This is a genomic window from Planococcus versutus, assembly GCF_001186155.3.
Classification (GTDB): Bacteria; Bacillota; Bacilli; order Bacillales_A; family Planococcaceae; genus Planococcus; species Planococcus versutus.
This window is the reverse complement of the sequence record NZ_CP016540.2, coordinates 1,099,343-1,117,934: the sequence shown is the minus strand read 5'-3', so window position 1 is coordinate 1,117,934 and position 18,592 is coordinate 1,099,343. Positions and strand designations below refer to the sequence as shown.

General features: G+C 38.7%; 20 protein-coding genes and 1 riboswitch. Of the genes, 1 reads left to right on the top strand and 19 read right to left on the bottom strand.

Annotated elements, in window-relative coordinates:
* The first annotated feature begins 4 nt into the window (after positions 1 to 4).
* Positions 5 to 241, top strand: a complete 237-nt coding sequence (locus tag I858_RS05625) for a YuzB family protein (protein ID WP_049694361.1) — start codon at positions 5 to 7, stop codon at positions 239 to 241.
* 106 nt (positions 242 to 347) lie between these two features.
* Here I858_RS05625 and I858_RS05620 read toward each other — a convergent pair whose 3' ends face one another.
* The 19 genes from I858_RS05620 to I858_RS05535 form a co-directional block, all read right to left on the bottom strand.
* Positions 348 to 1,121 carry a TIGR01457 family HAD-type hydrolase gene (locus tag I858_RS05620; RefSeq protein WP_049694360.1) on the bottom strand — a complete coding sequence of 258 codons (774 nt, stop codon included), beginning with the start codon at positions 1,119 to 1,121 and terminating at the stop codon, positions 348 to 350.
* Positions 1,111 to 1,566 (bottom strand): DUF86 domain-containing protein, encoded by a 456-nt coding sequence (locus I858_RS05615; protein ID WP_049694359.1) that lies wholly within the window; start codon positions 1,564 to 1,566, stop codon positions 1,111 to 1,113. The genes I858_RS05620 and I858_RS05615 overlap by 11 nt, the downstream gene beginning before the upstream one ends.
* Positions 1,567 to 1,649: 83 nt before the next feature.
* A complete protein-coding gene (locus I858_RS05610; protein ID WP_049694358.1) occupies positions 1,650 to 1,976 on the bottom strand; it encodes a YutD family protein in 327 nt (108 codons plus the stop codon).
* 596 nt (positions 1,977 to 2,572) lie between these two features.
* Entirely contained in the window at positions 2,573 to 2,704 is a 132-nt protein-coding gene (locus I858_RS16925; RefSeq protein WP_071645350.1) for a methionine/alanine import family NSS transporter small subunit, read from the bottom strand.
* A 15-nt stretch (positions 2,705 to 2,719) separates the two neighbouring features.
* Positions 2,720 to 4,240 carry a sodium-dependent transporter gene (locus I858_RS05600; protein WP_049694357.1) on the bottom strand — a complete coding sequence of 507 codons (1,521 nt, stop codon included), beginning with the start codon at positions 4,238 to 4,240 and terminating at the stop codon, positions 2,720 to 2,722.
* A 193-nt stretch (positions 4,241 to 4,433) separates the two neighbouring features.
* Complete coding sequence (locus I858_RS05595; protein WP_049694356.1) at positions 4,434 to 6,008, bottom strand: Na+/H+ antiporter NhaC family protein; 1,575 nt, start codon at positions 6,006 to 6,008, stop codon at positions 4,434 to 4,436.
* Between the two features lie 108 nt (positions 6,009 to 6,116).
* Positions 6,117 to 6,298, bottom strand: a riboswitch (Lysine riboswitch).
* A gap of 71 nt (positions 6,299 to 6,369) precedes the next feature.
* Complete coding sequence (locus tag I858_RS05590) at positions 6,370 to 7,713, bottom strand: bifunctional metallophosphatase/5'-nucleotidase (protein WP_049694355.1); 1,344 nt, start codon at positions 7,711 to 7,713, stop codon at positions 6,370 to 6,372.
* A gap of 12 nt (positions 7,714 to 7,725) precedes the next feature.
* Positions 7,726 to 8,553: a sulfite exporter TauE/SafE family protein gene (locus tag I858_RS05585; protein ID WP_049694354.1), complete on the bottom strand. Its 828-nt coding sequence runs from the start codon at positions 8,551 to 8,553 to the stop codon at positions 7,726 to 7,728.
* Positions 8,553 to 9,413 (bottom strand): DUF72 domain-containing protein, encoded by an 861-nt coding sequence (locus tag I858_RS05580; RefSeq protein WP_049694353.1) that lies wholly within the window; start codon positions 9,411 to 9,413, stop codon positions 8,553 to 8,555. Before I858_RS05580 ends, I858_RS05585 begins: the two co-directional genes overlap by 1 nt.
* 253 nt (positions 9,414 to 9,666) lie before the next feature.
* Complete coding sequence (locus I858_RS05575) at positions 9,667 to 9,852, bottom strand: hypothetical protein (protein WP_049694352.1); 186 nt, start codon at positions 9,850 to 9,852, stop codon at positions 9,667 to 9,669.
* Positions 9,853 to 9,983: 131 nt separating this feature from the next.
* On the bottom strand, positions 9,984 to 11,381 hold the full coding sequence (gene sufB / locus I858_RS05570) for a Fe-S cluster assembly protein SufB (protein ID WP_049694351.1): 1,398 nt from the start codon (positions 11,379 to 11,381) through the stop codon (positions 9,984 to 9,986).
* A 20-nt stretch (positions 11,382 to 11,401) separates the two neighbouring features.
* Positions 11,402 to 11,842: a Fe-S cluster assembly sulfur transfer protein SufU gene (gene sufU / locus I858_RS05565; protein ID WP_049694350.1), complete on the bottom strand. Its 441-nt coding sequence runs from the start codon at positions 11,840 to 11,842 to the stop codon at positions 11,402 to 11,404.
* Positions 11,832 to 13,061, bottom strand: coding sequence for a cysteine desulfurase (locus tag I858_RS05560; protein WP_049694349.1), 1,230 nt, complete (start codon positions 13,059 to 13,061; stop codon positions 11,832 to 11,834). Before I858_RS05560 ends, sufU begins: the two co-directional genes overlap by 11 nt.
* Positions 13,061 to 14,365, bottom strand: a complete 1,305-nt coding sequence (gene sufD / locus I858_RS05555; protein WP_049694348.1) for a Fe-S cluster assembly protein SufD — start codon at positions 14,363 to 14,365, stop codon at positions 13,061 to 13,063. The genes I858_RS05560 and sufD overlap by 1 nt, the downstream gene beginning before the upstream one ends.
* 18 nt (positions 14,366 to 14,383) lie before the next feature.
* Entirely contained in the window at positions 14,384 to 15,166 is a 783-nt protein-coding gene (sufC, locus tag I858_RS05550) for a Fe-S cluster assembly ATPase SufC (protein ID WP_338046088.1), read from the bottom strand.
* A 271-nt stretch (positions 15,167 to 15,437) separates the two neighbouring features.
* Complete coding sequence (locus tag I858_RS17205; protein ID WP_204249447.1) at positions 15,438 to 15,593, bottom strand: YuzK family famiily protein; 156 nt, start codon at positions 15,591 to 15,593, stop codon at positions 15,438 to 15,440.
* A 205-nt stretch (positions 15,594 to 15,798) separates the two neighbouring features.
* Positions 15,799 to 16,326: a hypothetical protein gene (locus I858_RS05545; RefSeq protein WP_049694346.1), complete on the bottom strand. Its 528-nt coding sequence runs from the start codon at positions 16,324 to 16,326 to the stop codon at positions 15,799 to 15,801.
* Positions 16,327 to 16,425: 99 nt separating this feature from the next.
* Complete coding sequence (locus I858_RS05540; RefSeq protein WP_049694345.1) at positions 16,426 to 17,598, bottom strand: dicarboxylate/amino acid:cation symporter; 1,173 nt, start codon at positions 17,596 to 17,598, stop codon at positions 16,426 to 16,428.
* 148 nt (positions 17,599 to 17,746) lie between these two features.
* The gene (locus I858_RS05535) at positions 17,747 to 18,559 is read right to left on the bottom strand and encodes a MetQ/NlpA family ABC transporter substrate-binding protein (RefSeq protein WP_049694344.1); all 813 of its coding nucleotides are present in this window, start codon (positions 18,557 to 18,559) and stop codon (positions 17,747 to 17,749) included.
* Positions 18,560 to 18,592: the final 33 nt, after the last annotated feature.

The window sequence follows — 18,592 nt, the reverse complement described above, 5'->3', positions numbered from 1 at the left end:
TAGAATGAATCCAATTGTTGAATTTTGCATTAGTAATATCGCCAATGGCGCACAAGACTCTTTTGAAAAACTTGAACGGGATCCCAATCTCGATGTGTTGGAATATGGTTGCTTAAGCTATTGCACAAAATGTTCCGAGTCTTTATATGCCCTTGTCAACGGTGAAATCGTAGAAGCAGAAACTCCAGATGAATTAACCAAAAAAGTTTATGAGTTTATAGAAGAAAACCCGCTATTTTAAGTACGTAAAAGCGACTTTTTCCTTAAAGAACTGCACAAACGTATACTTCAGCCCAGCATTGTGACTCAACGTCTCATTGCTGGGCTTATTTTCTCACTTATAGTAGCTAAATCTTCCAATATCCCAAGTTTTCAATAAGGAAGGTGGGTTGTTCTTTTTTTTCGAGAACTGTCGCAGTTGAACTAATTCCGGTATTTACATGAATCGTGTCGATACCAAAGCGGATTCCGGCCTGGATGTCGGTATCGTAATTATCGCCAATCATGACCATCTCACTTTTGCTAAAACCCAACTCCAGTTGAATAGCTTCGAGCATATGAATCTCTGGCTTGCCTATAAAAACAGGCTCGATACCTGTTGAAGCAGATACTAGCTTGGTTATAGCTCCATTGGCAGGTAAAAACCCTCTTTCAGAAGGAAAAGCTAGATCTTTATTGGTCGATAGAAAAACCGCTCCTTTACGAATTTCTAAACAAGCAGTCGCTAGTTTGTCATAAGTAATCGCCCGGTCAAGTCCGATTAATACAATATCTGCTGATTCTTCTACTCGCACAAGTCCTTCTTGTCTCAACGCTTGGTCTAAGCCTTCTGAACCGATCATGTAAACGGTTTTTCCTGGGTACCAATGTTTAATGTATTTTGCGGCTGCAATTGCTGAAGAAATGATCCGTTCTTTTTTAGCCGTTATGCCAAAACCTGTCATTTTTTCTTTTAATTGTTGTTGCGTCATAGAAGCGTTGTTCGTAACAAAAAACGGTTCGATGTTTTGTTGTTGCAATCGCGAAACAAATTCAGCTGCTTCTTCAACTGCATCTTTTCCACGATAAATTGTGCCGTCCAAATCGAGACAATACGCTTTATAGGTTTTTTTATTTATCATCTGTTTTCTCCGGAATAAATGCTGAAACTGCTCCGAGTTCATGAACTAAATAATGCTCAACTTTTGGTCCAAATGCTTTTAGCGCAACTAAATTTTCGTTGAATGCGACTATAATCGCTTGCTTGTCTACTTTCATAAATTCACGAACGAGCATTTTACGTAAAGCCACAACACGTTTTAAAGGTTGATCCATTTCTTTGGTGATTACTTTTTCATCTACTAAAATGTCGATAATATCATCGTAACTACCTGGATCACGCATAATAAAGCCATCAATCATCGAATTCCCAATATCAATGATAGACTCAATGACGTTTGCACCTATACGCTCCAGCGCCAACTGATCACCAAATGATGTCCACTCCTGTTGTTTTTCGTAAAATGCTAACAATGAATTCATGTACCGAACTGTTTCAGTTATTTTGTTACGATCAATAAAATACATAAAATTACCCTCCAATAGGCGTTTGAAAATCTCTCTTCTCTCATTTATCATATCATATTGTAAAAAAAAAACCCTCTAGCAGATTACGCATCCGCTTCGAGAGTTTCCTGTTCTATTTCTTCTACTGGTAGCGCAATTTTTTCAACTTTTTTAATAACAAAATGAGCACAGCCAAAGTTACAATACTCATATAGATAGTCTTGTAAGGTACTTATTTTTGTATCGTAAGTTGCTTTATGGTTTGTATCTTCAAAAAAACCTTTTAAGCGTAGTTGACCATATCCCCAGTCGCCTAAAATGTAATCGTATTTTGATAGAATTTCGCTAAACCGACCTGCAATAGCTTCTTCTTGAAATCCTTCGCGGTGATCGATTAGTACATCATACTTACATTGATCCAAAACAATCATGTTTTTCACCATCCATTAGCTGTGTATAGCAGCTGCTTGCTCTTCTCCGAGGCAGTGACGCTCTTTAGCAGCTGCATTGAATTGTTTCATCCGTATGATAACTTTTGACTGATTGGGTAATTGAGAATCCTTTAGTTATCACAAGTTGGGAATTCGTTAAATCCTTTAGCGAATCATACATTACTTTAATAATTTTTTCTTTCGTGTCGCTTAAACTAATCATCAAAGAAAATTTTGTCGAAATATTGGGATGCATTTTTTTGACCTTTTTACTGCTTTCAAAGAACGGTCACATTTAGCAGGTACGCAAAATTTTAGCATTAAACGACTTAAAGCTTAAATATTGCCATTCAAAATATCGAAATTTCCATAGACTTTACATAGGTCAGTTAACGTAAAAAGAATTGTATGTTTTATTGCTCTAATTGTTTCTATAAAAACAGCGAAATCGCTATTTTCTATGTCGTCTCCTATCTAGTTAATCTGAATGAGAATCTAATTCCTTTCCAAATGTATCATAAAGCTTATCCGCTCACAAGTTTCCATATTACTCCAACACAAAAAAGCCCGGAAACTTTTTGTTTCCGGGCTTTTTTTTAAATGTTATTTGCAGCGTCTCTTGCTTTATTCTTTTTGCTACTCATGACAGCGTGCATAATGCTAGCTGCTAAGCCGCCCCAAATAATAACGATACCAATAATCATAACTACAATTGAGCCTGTAGACATATTATGCTCCTCCTTTTAATTGCGCTCGTCATACTCTCCCTGTTCTTTATGCCATTTTGCAGCAGAGAACAGAATACCAAAGATGATTGCGGCTGCAGCTACTGCTACACCACCTGAGAGAGTAAACATGTTCGAATACCCTTCGTAGTTTCCAGTTTCAGTTTCAAACTCTTGCAAAATATTCAACTTCAGTAGACCGAACATCATATAACCTAATACGATTGGTGTGATGATGCCAAGGCTGAATTTCCACCAACCACCTAGTTGAATATCTGAAATTTCATTGGCGTGAGCTTTAAGTGTATCTGCTTTACGGAATACCCAAACGATTAGTACGACTTCTACTAGACCAATTGCTGCAACACCAAATTGGTTGATAAAGTAATCTGCAAGGTCTAAGAAGAACAAACCGCCTTGAGTTGCAAACAAGATCGAAATCAAAGCGGCTGCACCGCCACCAAAAACAACTGATTTCACACGGGAAATTCCAAATTTCTCAGAAAACCCAGCGACATACGTTTCAGTAATTGACATTAAAGATGTCAATCCAGCGAGTGTTAACGATAAGAAGAACAATGCGCCGAACAATCCGTTGAACCCTGGGAATTCATTGATAATTTGTGGGAATACCACAAATGCCAATCCAACGCCTGCTGTAGCCACTTCACTCACTTCAACACCTTGCTGTGATGCCATAAAACCAAGTGCTGCGAAAACACCGATACCCGCTAATAACTCAAAGCTTGAGTTAGCGAATCCTGTGATAAAAGCATTATTTGTAATATCCGACTTTTTCGGAAGATAACTTGAATAGGTGATCATAATGGCAAATGCAACAGATAAACTAAAGAATATATGTCCGTAAGCTGCAACCCAAACTGACGGATCCATAATGGCTCCAAAATCAGGTTGGAAAAATGCTTCCAAACCTACTAATGCTCCATCTAATGTTACAGCACGAATTACGACTGCTAAGAAAATAACAACTAGTGTTGGGATAAAAATCCGGTTAGCCAGTTCAATTCCTTTTTTAACTCCAGCAAGTAAAATTCCGAGTGTAATGACCCAGACTAGTACTAAAGGAATAAAGACGCCCCAAACAATTCCACCTGTTTGTCCTGGACTCACTGTAAGTTGTAAAAATTCATTGAATAAGAAATCTTGTGTATCTTCGCCCCATGCCTGATTGAAAGAAAAAATAGTATAGCGCATTGCCCAAGCGATAATAACGGCATAATACACAGAGATAACAAAAGACACAAATACTGCCCACCAACCAAGCCATTCTAATTTTTTACCACCCATTCTGAAAAATGATAATGGTGCAGATCCTCGGTACTTATGGCCGATGGTAAATTCTAAAATTAAAATTGGTATACCAGCCGTTAGTAGAGCAAATAAATATGGTATGAAAAAGGCACCCCCACCATTTTCAAAGGCAACATATGGAAAACGCCAAATGTTACCAAGACCTACTGCAGAGCCGACGGCTGCCATGATAAAGCCGGCACGTGTACCCCATTGCGAACGTTCCATCTCTCTTCCCCCTTTGTTTTCCCATTCTTTTTACATAAAAATAGGAATTTTGAATGTATTCAGATTATTTGTTAATCTAAAATTAGTATACCGAGAGCCTGCTTTAATGTAAAGATAATTTCAAAAGATAATTCAAAAAACTATTGCTACAAAAGTAAAAAGGCAAAGAAGGAGCTTCTCTGCCAGGTTTCTATTAATTATTTTGTTGTTTTTCAATAATAGTTGTTCGTTGTGACCAAACTATAAATAGTACTGCTAGTACTACTAAGACGACAACTAATGAAATGACTAATGATCCTGTAAAACCTATGACTAAATACCCTATCGCCGCAATACCGGCAGCAGTCAATGCATATGGAATTTGTGTCAACACGTGATCCATGTGATTACTTCCTGCCCCTGTCGAAGACAAAATAGTGGTGTCAGAAATAGGTGAACAATGGTCTCCAAATACTGCACCTGCTAAAACAGCTGATAATGCCGGTAATAATAGTGAAGGATCTGCTTCGATCATGATTGTTCCAGCAATCGGTAACAAAATACCAAATGAGCCCCATGAGGTTCCTGTAGAAAAAGCCATAACACCAGCAAGAATAAATAACAGCACGGGTAACACAGCAGTCGGAATATTCCCATCAGATACGACACCTGCTAAATAAGCACCTGTTTCTAGTAAGCCAATCAATGATGTTAGCGACCAAGCAAAAATTAAAATCAAGACTGCGCCCATCATAGATTTGATGCCGGCCCAAATACCTTTTCCTACCCAGCCCATAGTCGCTGTTTTGTTTTTATTCATTTGCATCATATACAAAACAATTGATGTCAGAGCACCTAATAATCCACCTGTCACTAGCGAAGCAGGGACATCTGTGTTTTCAAAAATCAGCCAGATGTCAAAAACTTGATCAGCATTTTGATAACCTGTCCAAATCATGGCTGTAATTGTACCCACAATCAGTAGTAGAATCGGCAACAACAAATCTCTAACATGTCCGTGTGAATGTGTTGGAAACTCTTCTTTCATTTCACCAGGAATGGTTTTATTTGAGTCAAAAAGCTGACCTTTTGTAATTGCTAGTACTTCGTGTTTTTTCATTTCACCGAAATCGACATCACGGACAGCAACAAAAAAGACGATTGCGAGTGATGCTACTACATAGAAGTTCATGGGCGCCATCCATAGAAATGCTTCAAGTGCAGAATATTCAACGAATTTTTGACCTGCTAAAATGGTTGCAATGATGCCAATAATGGCGGCACCCCAGCTTGATACGGGAGAAATCACACAAACCGGTGCAGCTGTCGAATCAATAAAATAAGCAAGCTTTGCACGCGATACTTTGTATTTGTCTGTTATCGGACGTGCCACTTGTCCAACTGCTAGTGCATTAAAATAGTCGTCAATGAAAATTACCATCCCGAGTACGACAGTTAAAATCTTAGCTCCTCTTCGAGATTTGATGTGTTGAGAAGCCCATTCTGCAAAAGCATGACTGCCCCCTGATAAACTAACAAATGCTGTAATAATGCCCAGCAATAAAAGAAAAAGAATAATAAAAACGTTGTAAGCGTTGAATCCATCAGCCCAAAAAATAATTGCAAATGATGTATAGACTTCTTGCAGCGCATCAAGCGGTGCAAACCAAGTTAAAATAATGGCAGCAGCTACAATACCTGCACCGAGAGACAATAAGACACGGCGTGTTAATAGCACCATGACGATTGCAATAATTGGTGGTAAAATCGAATAAATTGTGTTCTCCATAAAAGCTCCTCCTCATTTTTGATGGGTGAAAAATGAGACAAAAAAGCTGACCTCTCCAGTTGGATAAAGTCAGCCTTCTACAATTCGTCTGTGCGCTAAAACATCAAACAACCCTGTAGCTCTCCATTTAAGCTGTTACTTAAATGACAGTGACATTCTTTTTCAGAATGACCCCAATTCGTTTTCTTAGACCACAGAAAATGAACTTCGGCAAAACTTCCTTTCAGATGTGTTCAACGCGGTCAAACTCGCACACCTTACTGATTAGTCTTGCAGCCTCTACCCATCAATATCTAATTCTTTACTAGCATAGCCTAAAATAACTCTAAAATCAACAGCCTATATATCTTGAATAATCTATCTATTTAACAGCTTTGCTATAAAAAAATTGACTGAATACATCACGAAGAAATTCTGGCATAAAATATGTTTTTGATGCTCTCTTTAAACTAGGGAAAAAATAACCGAATGTTAGCATATCCAACGTTATTAGTCGATACGTGTGGTCAGCTACAGCAAGTTGTTCATTGATATAAAACCGATGATCCACAATTTTCATATTTAAATGAATCATCTTACCAAATACTACTCCTCTAAAACCCATCCCTTTTAGTTCAAGTTGTGGCCATTCTGAATTTAAAGATTGCAAGTAAATTTCTTTTAACTCCGCACCACTCAACTCAATTAAACAGGGATTGATCGGATGAGGCAACATTTTGTGAAAATCATAGCGTGTCATAGCTCCTTGTTGCATATCTTCCATAAAAATCCCTGCATTGAATAACGCACAATCTGCTTCTGAAAAATCTATTAGCGCTTGACCAAATAAAGTCGCAAGCGTAGAATCTTTAAACCATTCCGCTTTTAATGTTTTGTCACTAGTAAAAATCAACTCGTTCATTTGTAGTTTGCCTTGTTCAACTAGCCACTCATCAAACCTATATTCGATCTCAGGTAATTGAGAAACTTCAACCAACTGTGCAGAGGATTTTCCGAAAACAGTGTCTACAGTTATGTGACCAATAAACATCCCAAATTTCCCAGCAGCACCAAGCAATGTATCGTCTTGCCATTTTCCTTCATGGAAAACATGATGTGTATGAGCCCCTAGAATAATATCAATATCTGGACAAAGTGTTGCCAATAACTCGTCTTCTTTAATGCCTAAATGTGACAAGCAAATAATCAAATCCGTCTTATTTTTTATTTGATCTACCGCTTCAACAATCGATTCTTTCGCATTCGTAACTTGCCAACCTAGCTTGCGATAAAATGGTGTAAACTCTGCTGTAGCTCCTACTAACCCAATACGCTTGCCACTCGCTGTAAGAAAGATATGATAAGGTTCTGCCCAATCTGGTCGCTGTCCTTGCAAATCGAACAAATTCGACACCACTACGTTAAAGTCAGCTTGCACATACAATTCAGTTAGCTCATCTTTTGACAATGTAATGCCTTCGTTGTTGCCAATCGTCACAGCATCGTATTGTGCTTCATTTAACAATTGGACATTTCCTTTTCCAGCTGTCCCTTCTGAAAATGGATGAGAACGATCAACATGATCACCGATATCTAAAATCAGACAGACGTCACCTTCTTCTTCATGCCATCTTTTATGCTCTGCTAAAAACGCTTTAATACGCGGCCAGTTTGTAAAGTGACTGTGTACATCATTAGTATGATAAATATGAATGGTTTCGCTCATGAAAACACCTCTTTAAAGACTCAGTATTCCTTCGTAAATCGAACGTACTCCTAATACCAAAAGCACAATTCGCAAAATTGTTACCAGCATTTCTGAATTGAGACGCTTATTTAATTTAGCACCTATTTGCGCTCCAATATATGCTCCAGGTACTACAGCTACTGTATAAATCCATGGCACATTTCCTAAAGAAATGTGCGTAACTGAGTTAACTAACGCAGAGAGAAAAACCATAAACATTGATGTTCCAACTGCCACATGGGGTGGAAATAAGAACAATAAAATCATCGCTGGTACAATGATCGATCCGCCCCCTATGCCAAATAACCCTGAAGCAAATCCAACAAAAAATGTTAGCAATAAAGCAAACCAAATCGGATAACCATAGACGTATTGCTTATTTTCTTTGTCTACAAACGTCGTTTTGCGTCCGTTATCCACAAACCAGTGCACTGCCTTGAGATGATCACGCATCAGCAAAAGCAATGATAGAAAAACAAGGAGAATCCCAAAATATAAATTAAATGAAGGCAAATCCAAATTTTTATTAACAAAAGCACCGATAATTGTCCCCGGTGCACTTCCTACAAAGAATATAAGTCCACTTTTATAATCGACAGTCCGGACTTTCATATAAGCTAAAGTAGAAGAAAGGCCAGTAAAAATCATCATAATAACAGATAATCCCACAATTTTTTGAGGTGAAAGCTCGGGGAAAAATGCAAAACTGGTTCCAAGAAAAAGCATAGCTGGGACTAATATGACTCCTCCCCCTAAACCTATTAAAGCACCCATGATGCCAGACATCACGCCAACAAGGGCCATAATGACAAAAACCATTAAAATCCTCCTTCAAATAAATCCAACTGCTTTGGCGAAAGTCCATCAAATGATAACTTATTCATTTGCTGAAACTGCTTAGCATTTCTTGCTGCATGCCCACCCGAATTATTATTAAAAACAACATAGATGTTCTCAGTAGTGCCGGCCATAGAGTTTACAGCTTGACTAATTTCATCGAGTTCTTCTTTCGTATAGTCATATAAGTAACGAACTTCTCGCCAGTTTTGTGCTTGTCCGGGATTTAACCAACCGTGGACGTTACGTCCATGAATGCGGAATAGAACTTTGTGTTGATTAGAAGAAATCGGTACGAGTGGAATCGAACCGTCTCCTGCTTGTGGTTCGTCACAAACCGAATGAATCAAATTGTTGTCACGCAAAAAACGCAAAGTTTTTTCACGCATATCTCCAGCATACCAAGATTGGTGACGAAACTCGATAGCCAACTCGAATTCTGTTAGCCTCCCCGTAATATCGCGGAGCTGATCTACATTTTCTTTCTGACAATCAAACCACGGAGGAAATTGCAACAATACCATCGCGAGCTTGCCTTCTTCTTTTAAAGGTTGTACTGATTTACAAAACGCCTCAAACATATCCTCACGTGTCTCAAATGGGTTTTCACCACGTAAGTGACCTGTCATTCCTTGATAGGCTTTAACCACAAATTGAAACTGTGAAGGCGTTTCACTTATCCACTTTCGAATATTTCGTTCTGGTTGAATCGCGTAAAAAGATGAATCCAATTCAACAATCGGAAAGTGAGCACTGTAATCAGCTAACTTTTCTGTTTTTTTTGAGCCTGGGCTATAGACATCCGGATGATCTCCCCAACCCGTTAATCCTACATAGATCATTGTCCCGCCTCCATTACTCTTTATTATTTTATGATAACATAGAAAAAATAGAACGTCTTTTTTAAAGAAAAAATCCTCTATAAGTTCCACTACATATAAGTCAAAAAACAATCATTCCTCAGCTAAAAGAGAGGAAGCTACTATAGCTCCTTTTCACTAATTAAAAACTAACTAATAACTAAAAAATAAGCTTTGGCATACGTGTTGTATGCCAAAGCTTATTTGGATTTACTTAAAAAGTCTAATCAGTATTTTAGAATAATCCGCCTAACCCTTTACTCCCGATCATTGATTTTGCAGATTCCATTAGTTCATTTTTTTCTGCTTCATCGATTTGTCCATCGTCGTAAGCTTCTTTTGCTTGTCCCATAATTTCTTTTGCTTGACTTAAGTCTGCATTTTTTAGTTTTTCTTTTAGTGCATCGAATTTCTGGCTCATGTTTAGCATTCCTCCTTATATAATTAACTTCTTTATTACTATACACGTTTAAAATTAAGTTAAACTCATTAAGCATATAAAAAAACCTTTGATATGAGTTATGCCATACCAAAGGTTTTGTGTAAATCATTTTAACCGATTGAGCCTTCCATTTCAAACTTGATTAAACGGTTCATTTCTACCGCATATTCCATTGGAAGTTCTTTTGTAAACGGCTCGATAAAGCCCATTACGATCATTTCTGTTGCTTCTTGTTCAGAAACGCCACGGCTCATCAAGTAGAATAACTGCTCTTCAGATACTTTCGAAACTTTCGCTTCGTGTTCCAAAGAAACGTTATCGTTTAAGATTTCGTTGTATGGAATTGTATCAGAAGTAGACTGGTTGTCCATAATTAATGTATCACATTCAATGTTTGAACGTGCACCGTCCGCTTTACGTCCAAAATGAACGATTCCACGGTATGAAACTTTTCCGCCTTGTTTTGAAATTGATTTCGAAACAATAGAAGAAGAAGTGTTTGGAGCTAAGTGAATCATTTTGGCTCCAGCATCTTGGTGTTGTCCTTTACCAGCAATTGCGATTGACAAAGTCATGCCACGTGCGCCTTCGCCTTTTAAGTAAACCGCTGGGTATTTCATCGTCAATTTCGAACCAATGTTGCCATCAATCCATTCCATTGTCCCGTTTTCGTACACAAATGCACGTTTCGTTACAAGGTTAAAGACGTTATTTGCCCAGTTTTGAATCGTTGTATAGCGGCAATATGCATCTTTTTTCACAATAATTTCAACAACAGCTGAGTGAAGTGAGTTCGTTGTGTAAACAGGAGCTGTACAGCCTTCTACGTAATGAACGCTTGCGCCTTCATCCACAATAATTAACGTACGCTCAAATTGGCCCATGTTTTCCGAGTTGATACGGAAGTATGCTTGAAGTGGTGATTCCACTTTAATGCCTTTAGGCACATAGATGAACGACCCACCAGACCAAACAGCTGTATTCAACGCCGCAAACTTGTTGTCTGCTGCTGGAATAACAGACTGCCAGTATTCTTTGAACAGGTCTTCGTTTTCACGAAGTGCAGAACCGGTATCTTTAAAAACGATCCCCATGTCTTCCAATTCAACTTTCATGTTGTGGTAAACAACTTCAGATTCATATTGAGCAGATACACCCGCCAAATATTTTTGCTCTGCTTCTGGAATTCCTAATTTGTCAAACGTACGTTTGATTTCTTCAGGTACTTCATCCCATGAAGTTTGGCTTGCTTCTGATGGTTTTACGTAGTACGTAATTTCATCAAAGTTTAATGAAGCCAAGTCGCCGCCCCATTGTGGCATTGGCATTGAGTAAAACAATTTTAATGCTTTCAGACGGGATTTCAACATCCATTCTGGCTCTTCTTTAATTTTTGAAATTTCTCTTACGATATCTTCAGTTAATCCTCTTTTCGATCTAAAAACTGAAACATCCTTGTCATGGAACCCATATTTATAATCACCGATTTCCGGCATTTTTTTCGCCATCGTCGTTCCTCCGTTCTCTATTACGATTTTTCTTCGTTTTGTACGCCTTTTTCCATGGCTTTCCACGCTAGAGTCGCACATTTGATACGGGCCGGGAACTGAGAGACGCCTTGTAATGCTTCAATGTCACCAAGGTCAATCGAATCATCGTACTCTTTACCAAGCATCATATCAGAAAAGATGCCGGAAAGCTTTAATGCCGTATCAATTTCCTGTCCTTTGACAGCTTGTGTCATCATAGAAGCAGAAGCCATTGAAATCGAACATCCTTCACCATCAAACTTCGCATCTTTGACGATGCCGTCTTCGACCTGTAAAGTCAGTTGGATGCGGTCTCCGCAGGTCGGATTGTTCATCTCAATAGTAACACTGTTATTTTCGAGTGCCCCTTTATTGCGAGGCGTTTTGTAATGATCCATAATTACGCGTCTATATAATTGGTCTAAGTTATTAGAAGACATCGTTGAAATACTCCTTTGCCGAACGCAGCCCTTCTACTAAACGATCAACGTCTGACTCTTCGTTGTATAAGTAGAAGCTAGCGCGTGCTGTAGCTGAAACTTCCAGCCATTTCATTAAAGGCTGCGCACAGTGATGACCTGCACGAACCGCGATGCCGCTCATATCAAGAACAGTTGCGACATCATGCGGATGAACATCGTTCAAGTTGAACGTGACGATACCCGCACGTTTTTGTGGATCGGTTGGTCCATAAATAGTTAATCCTTCAATCAAGTTCATTTTTTCCATTGCGTAAGCAGCCATTTGATGTTCATGTTTTTCAATCTCATCTAAACCGATCTCGTTAAGAAAATCGATAGCCGCACCTAATCCTATAGCGCCTGCAATAATAGGTGTACCACCTTCAAATTTCCAAGGCAGTTCTTTCCACGTCGAATCGTACAATCCAACAAAATCGATCATTTCTCCACCAAATTCTACAGGTTCCATGTTATTTAGTAATGCTTTTTTACCGTAAAGAACGCCAATTCCAGTGGGGCCACACATTTTATGGCCTGAAAACGCAAAGAAATCACAGTCTAACTCTTGAACATCTATTTTCAGATGCGGAGCTGCTTGCGCTCCGTCAACAACCATAATTGCACCATTTTCATGAGCAATTTGCGCAACTTCTTTTACCGGGTTCATCGTGCCAAGAACATTTGAGACATAAACCATTGAAACGATTTTAGTTCGCTCCGTCACGACTGCGCGGACTTGTTCTAACGAAATCGTGCCGTCTTTTTCAAGCTCAACATATTTTAAAATGGCTCCACGTTCTTTAGCTAATTGTTGCCATGGAATAATATTAGAATGATGCTCCATATAGGTAATGACAATTTCATCGCCTTCTTGCACATTGGCTCTACCGTAGCTTTGTGCAACGAGGTTCATGGCAGTTGTCGTTCCCCGTAAGAAAATAATTTCTTCCATTGAATTTGCATGAATAAATTTACGGACTTTGTCACGTGCACCTTCATACTTTTCAGTAGCGCGGTTTCCGAGTGTGTGAACGCCTCGGTGTACGTTTGCATTGTCTTTTTCGTAATAATCTTTTAATGCCTCAATTACTTGTACCGGCTTTTGTGAAGTAGCAGCACTATCCAAATAAATTAGTGGGTGCCCATTTATTTCTTGATTGAGTATTGGAAAATAGCTTTTTATCTCTTTACTGATCATTAGCGGACTTTCCTTTCGATAACCTCCGTCAATTGTCTTTTAACGCCTTCGATTGGCAATACGCGTACTACCGGTGCCAAGAAACCGTGAATAACAAGACGTTCAGCTTCCTGTTTTGTGATACCGCGACTCATCAAGTAATACAATTGAAGTGGATCTACGCGACCAACTGATGCCGCATGTCCCGCCGTTACATCATCTTCATCAATTAATAGGATTGGGTTTGCATCGCCACGCGCTTTTTCACTTAACATCAGTACACGTGATTCTTGTACCGCGTTCGATCTAGTTGCGCCGTGTTCAATTTTACCAATGCCGTTAAAGATAGCAGAAGACGAATCTTTCATAACACCATGCTTCAGAATAAAGCCTTCTGAATCTTTGCCCCAATGAACAACTTGAGTAGTAAAGTTCTGTTTTTGTGAACCACGCCCAACGACTACACTTTTCGTATCGCCATAAGAATTATCGCCAATTAAATGCGTTGTGTTTTCAGAAATTGTATCACTATCATTCATCATGCCTAAAGCCCATTCAATACGTGCATCACGTGCTACAACCCCGCGACGATTGACATACGTAACAAATCCTTCTGCCAACGTATCAACTGCACCGTAAGTAATTTGCGCGTTGTCTTCAGCAAACACTTCTGACACGATGTTTGCTAACCCGTTTGCATGTGAAACTGTTGAGTAATAGTTTTCCACATAAGTTACTTTACTGCTAGTGTCCGCAACAACGATAACGTGGTTAAACAGGGATGCATCAGCATCGTCGTGATAAAAGACCACTTGTACAGGCTCGTCTACAACAACGTTTTTAGGAACATAAAGGAATGCTCCGCCGTTCATCAATGCAGCATTTAACGCCGTCAATTTATGCTCGTCCGTTTTCACGCCATTTGTCATAAAGTATTTCTTAACCAAATCGCCGTGTTCACGAAGAGCGGTAAAAATATCCGTCAAAATAACACCTTGTGCTGCAAGTTCATCAGAAACACGTGAAAATGCGGGTGTGTTGTTGTGTTGGATATAAAGGTTTTTTTGCTCTAAATCCACGATAGCTTTAACATCTTCTGTTAAATCTTCAAGTGATTCGAACTTAGCACTTTCAACCGTGTGTACTGGAAAATCTGTAAAGTTCCAGCTTAGAATTTTTGTTTTGTCTGGTTTTGGAAGCGGCAAGTTTTGCGCTTCATTAAACGAACGAAGACGAAGCTCAGTAAACCACGAAGGTTCACCATTCATTTCTGAAAAAGAGCGCACGTCCTGCTCGGTCATTTTTAAGTTTGTTTCAACCGTCATGCTAGTCTCTCCCTTCAATTATGCTTGTCCTACAGTCTCGTCTTCAATCCCAAGTTCAGCTTTGATCCAGTCGTATCCTTCAGACTCGAGTTTAAGAGAAAGTTCTTCTCCACCTGATTTCACAACGCGGCCTTGCATCATAACGTGAACGTGATCAGGCGTAATGTAGTTTAGTAAGCGTTGGTAATGCGTAATAATTAAGCAACCGAAGTTTTCGCTTCTCATTTGGTTAATACCATCTGAAACAACTTTCAAGGCATCAATATCAAGTCCAGAGTCAATTTCGTCTAGAACAGCGATTTTTGGTTTGATCATCATAAGTTGTAAAATTTCGTTACGTTTCTTTTCTCCACCTGAGAAACCTTCGTTCAAGTAACGTTGCGCCATTTCTTGTTCCATATCCAGAACTTCCATTTTGCTATCCAGTTCACGAATAAATTTCATCAATGAAATTTCAGAACCTTCTTCGCGACGTGCGTTCATTGCAGAACGCATAAAGTCGGCATTCGTTACGCCAGAAATTTCACTTGGGTATTGCATACCAAGGAAAAGACCTGCGCGTGCGCGTTCGTCTACTTCCATTTCTAAAACATCTTCGCCGTCAAGCGTAATTGTTCCTTGTGTGACTACATATTTAGGATGACCCATAATAGCTGATGCTAAAGTAGATTTACCAGTACCGTTAGGTCCCATGATTGCGTGAATTTCACCTGTATTAATTGTTAAGTCTACACCCTTTAAAATCTCTTTGTCTTCGATTTTAACGTGTAAATCTTTAATGACCAAAGTTGACATGTATATACCTCCATAAAGTTAATGTTGAATGGCGAACCATCCTTAATTAGTATCATTCTAATCTTAACTCATATTCACCTTACTAGCAAATCATTAAACTACTTATCAAAATAGAGAAAATCTTTTTAGAACACTGCATTTCTAACTTTTTTACAAAAGCGTAACATGATAACTGTCATGCTTTTACATTTTCAATAAAAGAATGGTAATTGAGAATTTCTATCATTAAAAAAGCCAACATCCACGGATGTTGGCTTTTAGTATCTATATACTCAAGTTAATCTCTATGAACTTGCCGCTCGATTTGACTGGCTACTTTTTGGCCTAGTTGATAATCTTGCTCACGGCGTTGTTCTACTTCAACAATTTTGTCTGTGTCATGCTGGTATTCATCAATTCCGAAGCCATGGGCACTTCTAAATGCTTGTTCCATTTTCTCCGTCTTGTCTATTCCGTTCGATTCAATAATGAACCATTCCTTTCAATCTTTGTGTTTTCTAAGATTACACTTAAAAGTATACCCCATATAAAACAAAATAAACACTCAAGTAAACTAATTAATCTAAAAATAGAACTATTTTCTTATCCATATAAATTTTGAAACCCCCTGACAAGTGTTTGTCAGGGGGGTTTGTTTTTTATTGAGATACTTCGTTATAAATACTTGAAGCAGCTAAACCTTGTTCTTCGAGTAGTTCGTTTAACTGAGCATCAGCTTCGCTAAATTTTTCATTAGCCGCTTCAAATGTGGGTGTTTCTTTTGTTAACTCTTCAGCTTTTATGTCATACGATTCACGCATAGCTGTAAACGCTGATTTGATTTTTTCTTCATGCTCTTTTAATACTTCAGGAACCTCTAATGAATCAACTGCTTTTGTTGCTTCGTTTGCAGAAGCAAGTGCTGCATCTTTCATCGCTTGCAACTCTTTACCTTCTGGCAACGTTTCTTCAGCTTGATTCATTTCAAACGTATTTAAGTCTGTATCAACAGCATTGATGGTATTTGGAATTGATATGTAAAACTTCATCAACTCTTTTTTCACATCTTGGCTGTCGTCAGAACTTGCATTGCTTGTCGTAGATTCTTTTGAATCAGTGGTTTCTTCTTCTGTGCAAGCAGTTAATAAAAAAGCTGCTGATAACCCGATTGCCCATAATTTCTTCATGATGGCTCCCCCTAATGTATAATATCTTCGTTATAGTAGCATAGAAATCACCAATAAAATAGAGCTTTAAAAATAGTCATAATTGCTTGAATTTCTTAACTATTGCAAACTTTTACGGCCATTTGTAAACCGGTCAACAATATGTGCTAACGCTCCATCACCCGTAACGTTTGCTGCGGTACCGAAACTATCTTGTGCCATGTAAAGTGCGATCATTAATGCAACCATTGTCGCATCAAATCCGAGCATACTTTGAAGTAAACCAATCGCTGCCATAACTGCTCCGCCAGGAACTCCTGGCGCTGCAATCATTGTCACACCTAACATTAAAATGAAAGGAAAGAAACTACTAAATGATGGTACGCCACCAGTTAACAACACGACACCAATTGCACAAGATACCAGTGTGATGGTACTTCCTGATAAATGAATGGTTGCAAACAATGGAACAGTAAAATCCGCGACGCGTTCATTCGCGCCTGATTTACGCGCTTGTCGTAATGTGACTGGAATGGTTGCTGCGGAAGACTGTGTTCCTAATGCTGTAAAATATGCAGGCATCATTGTTTTCAAAATCGATAAAGGGTTTATCCCTTTTAATGCGCCAGCCGCTGAATATTGCAGCAAAAGCATGACCCAATGAAGAACGATAATCATCACAAAAACAATCGCAAACAACGATAAAATTTCAAATACTGCTCCGCCATATGCCATATTGGCAAAAATCCCAAAAATGTAGAATGGCAGTAACGGAATAATGATATACGTTATTGTCTTCTCGATAATTGCTTGAAACTCTTCAAAAAACGACACCATTGTTTTTGCTCCTGTAGATGCCATTCCAATACCTAATAAAAATGCCAAGATCAAAGCTGACATTACACCAAAAACAGGTATCATTTCAAGTTTGATAAACGACGATGCTAATGCTTTTTCCGGATCGGTCATACTGCTTAAAGATCCCGGTTCCATAAAATTAGGCAAAACGGTTATCCCTATAAAAAATGCTAAGACACCAGCGACAATCGTAGAGGCGTAAGCAATACCGGTTGCAATAGCTAGTAGCTTACCAGAGCCTTTTCCTAGTTTTGCAATCCCTGGTGCGATAAATCCAAGAATAATTAGTGGCACAACAAAGTTTAAGAAATTGCCAAAAATTGAAGTGAATGTAGCGAAAACACGCACGATTTTCTCTGGTGCTACTAAACCAATTAGCACACCTAAAATAATTGCCACAATAATACGAGGCAATAAACCAAACTTGAACTTCATGAACCTGTCCCCCTTGTATGAACATATGTATCTTTTTTATTATTCAAAAATAGCACAGACTTTCTAACATTGTAAGCACTATAAGAAAACGCGAAAAATTTGAAGTATTTAGACAAAAAAAAGCACCCCGCAGGATGCTTTTTATCGATCAATCTACGGGTACTACTGAGCCGCCCCACTCTTCTAAAATAAAGTCTTGAATTTCCTGAGATTTTAATGCTTCAACTAAAGCTTTCACATTTTCGTTATCTTCATCACCTGCACGCACGGTAATAATATTTACGTATGGCGAATCAGATGACTCTATTGCAATTGAATCTTCTAGAGGGCTGATGCCAGCATCAATCGCATAGTTGGAGTTGATCAAGACCGCATCTCCCTCGCCTGATTCATATAATTGAACAAGTAAAGCTGCTTCATAGTCTGGCTCAAGCTGTAAATTTTTCGGATTTTCAACGATATCGCTCACTTCAGCCGATGTTTTATCTACGCCTTCCGCCAATGTGATCAAGCCTTCTACCTCAAGCAGCGATAAAACACGACCTTGCTCCGATACCGAGTTGCTCATCAAAATGGTTGCATCTTGTGGTAGTTCATCAAGAGAAGCAAATTTTTGTGAATAAACACCGATTGGTTCGATGTGAATTCCTCCAGCATTTTCAAACTCATAACCATTATCAGCTACTTGGGTCTCTAAGTAAGGAATAGTTTGGAAATAGTTTGCATCAATTTCACCAGACTCTAAATCTTTGTTTGGCAAAATATAATCTTGATACGTTTCAATTTCAAGTTCAATTTCTTGCTCTTCTAAAAGTGGCTTCGCCTGTTCTAAAATTTCAGCATGCGGTACGTTAGAAGCACCTACGCGTAATGTCTTAGACTCTTCTTCGCTTGCTCCGTCGTTTCCACATCCTGCGAGTACCAGTGCCGTTAACGCTGTTCCTACTACAAATTTCTTCATCTCAATCTCTCCCTTATGTGTTGTTTTATAGAA

Coding starts and splice junctions, on each gene's coding strand:
- I858_RS05625 (WP_049694361.1), top strand. CDS start 5: ATGAATCCAATTGTTGAATTTTGCATTAGTAATATCGCCAATGGCGCA.
- I858_RS05620 (WP_049694360.1), bottom strand. CDS start 1,121: ATGATAAATAAAAAAACCTATAAAGCGTATTGTCTCGATTTGGACGGC.
- I858_RS05615 (WP_049694359.1), bottom strand. CDS start 1,566: ATGTATTTTATTGATCGTAACAAAATAACTGAAACAGTTCGGTACATG.
- I858_RS05610 (WP_049694358.1), bottom strand. CDS start 1,976: ATGATTGTTTTGGATCAATGTAAGTATGATGTACTAATCGATCACCGC.
- I858_RS16925 (WP_071645350.1), bottom strand. CDS start 2,704: ATGTCTACAGGCTCAATTGTAGTTATGATTATTGGTATCGTTATTATT.
- I858_RS05600 (WP_049694357.1), bottom strand. CDS start 4,240: ATGGAACGTTCGCAATGGGGTACACGTGCCGGCTTTATCATGGCAGCC.
- I858_RS05595 (WP_049694356.1), bottom strand. CDS start 6,008: ATGGAGAACACAATTTATTCGATTTTACCACCAATTATTGCAATCGTC.
- I858_RS05590 (WP_049694355.1), bottom strand. CDS start 7,713: ATGAGCGAAACCATTCATATTTATCATACTAATGATGTACACAGTCAC.
- I858_RS05585 (WP_049694354.1), bottom strand. CDS start 8,553: ATGGTTTTTGTCATTATGGCCCTTGTTGGCGTGATGTCTGGCATCATG.
- I858_RS05580 (WP_049694353.1), bottom strand. CDS start 9,413: ATGATCTATGTAGGATTAACGGGTTGGGGAGATCATCCGGATGTCTAT.
- I858_RS05575 (WP_049694352.1), bottom strand. CDS start 9,852: ATGAGCCAGAAATTCGATGCACTAAAAGAAAAACTAAAAAATGCAGAC.
- sufB (WP_049694351.1), bottom strand. CDS start 11,381: ATGGCGAAAAAAATGCCGGAAATCGGTGATTATAAATATGGGTTCCAT.
- sufU (WP_049694350.1), bottom strand. CDS start 11,842: ATGTCTTCTAATAACTTAGACCAATTATATAGACGCGTAATTATGGAT.
- I858_RS05560 (WP_049694349.1), bottom strand. CDS start 13,061: ATGATCAGTAAAGAGATAAAAAGCTATTTTCCAATACTCAATCAAGAA.
- sufD (WP_049694348.1), bottom strand. CDS start 14,365: ATGACGGTTGAAACAAACTTAAAAATGACCGAGCAGGACGTGCGCTCT.
- I858_RS17205 (WP_204249447.1), bottom strand. CDS start 15,593: ATGGAACAAGCATTTAGAAGTGCCCATGGCTTCGGAATTGATGAATAC.
- I858_RS05545 (WP_049694346.1), bottom strand. CDS start 16,326: ATGAAGAAATTATGGGCAATCGGGTTATCAGCAGCTTTTTTATTAACT.
- I858_RS05540 (WP_049694345.1), bottom strand. CDS start 17,598: ATGAAGTTCAAGTTTGGTTTATTGCCTCGTATTATTGTGGCAATTATT.
- I858_RS05535 (WP_049694344.1), bottom strand. CDS start 18,559: ATGAAGAAATTTGTAGTAGGAACAGCGTTAACGGCACTGGTACTCGCA.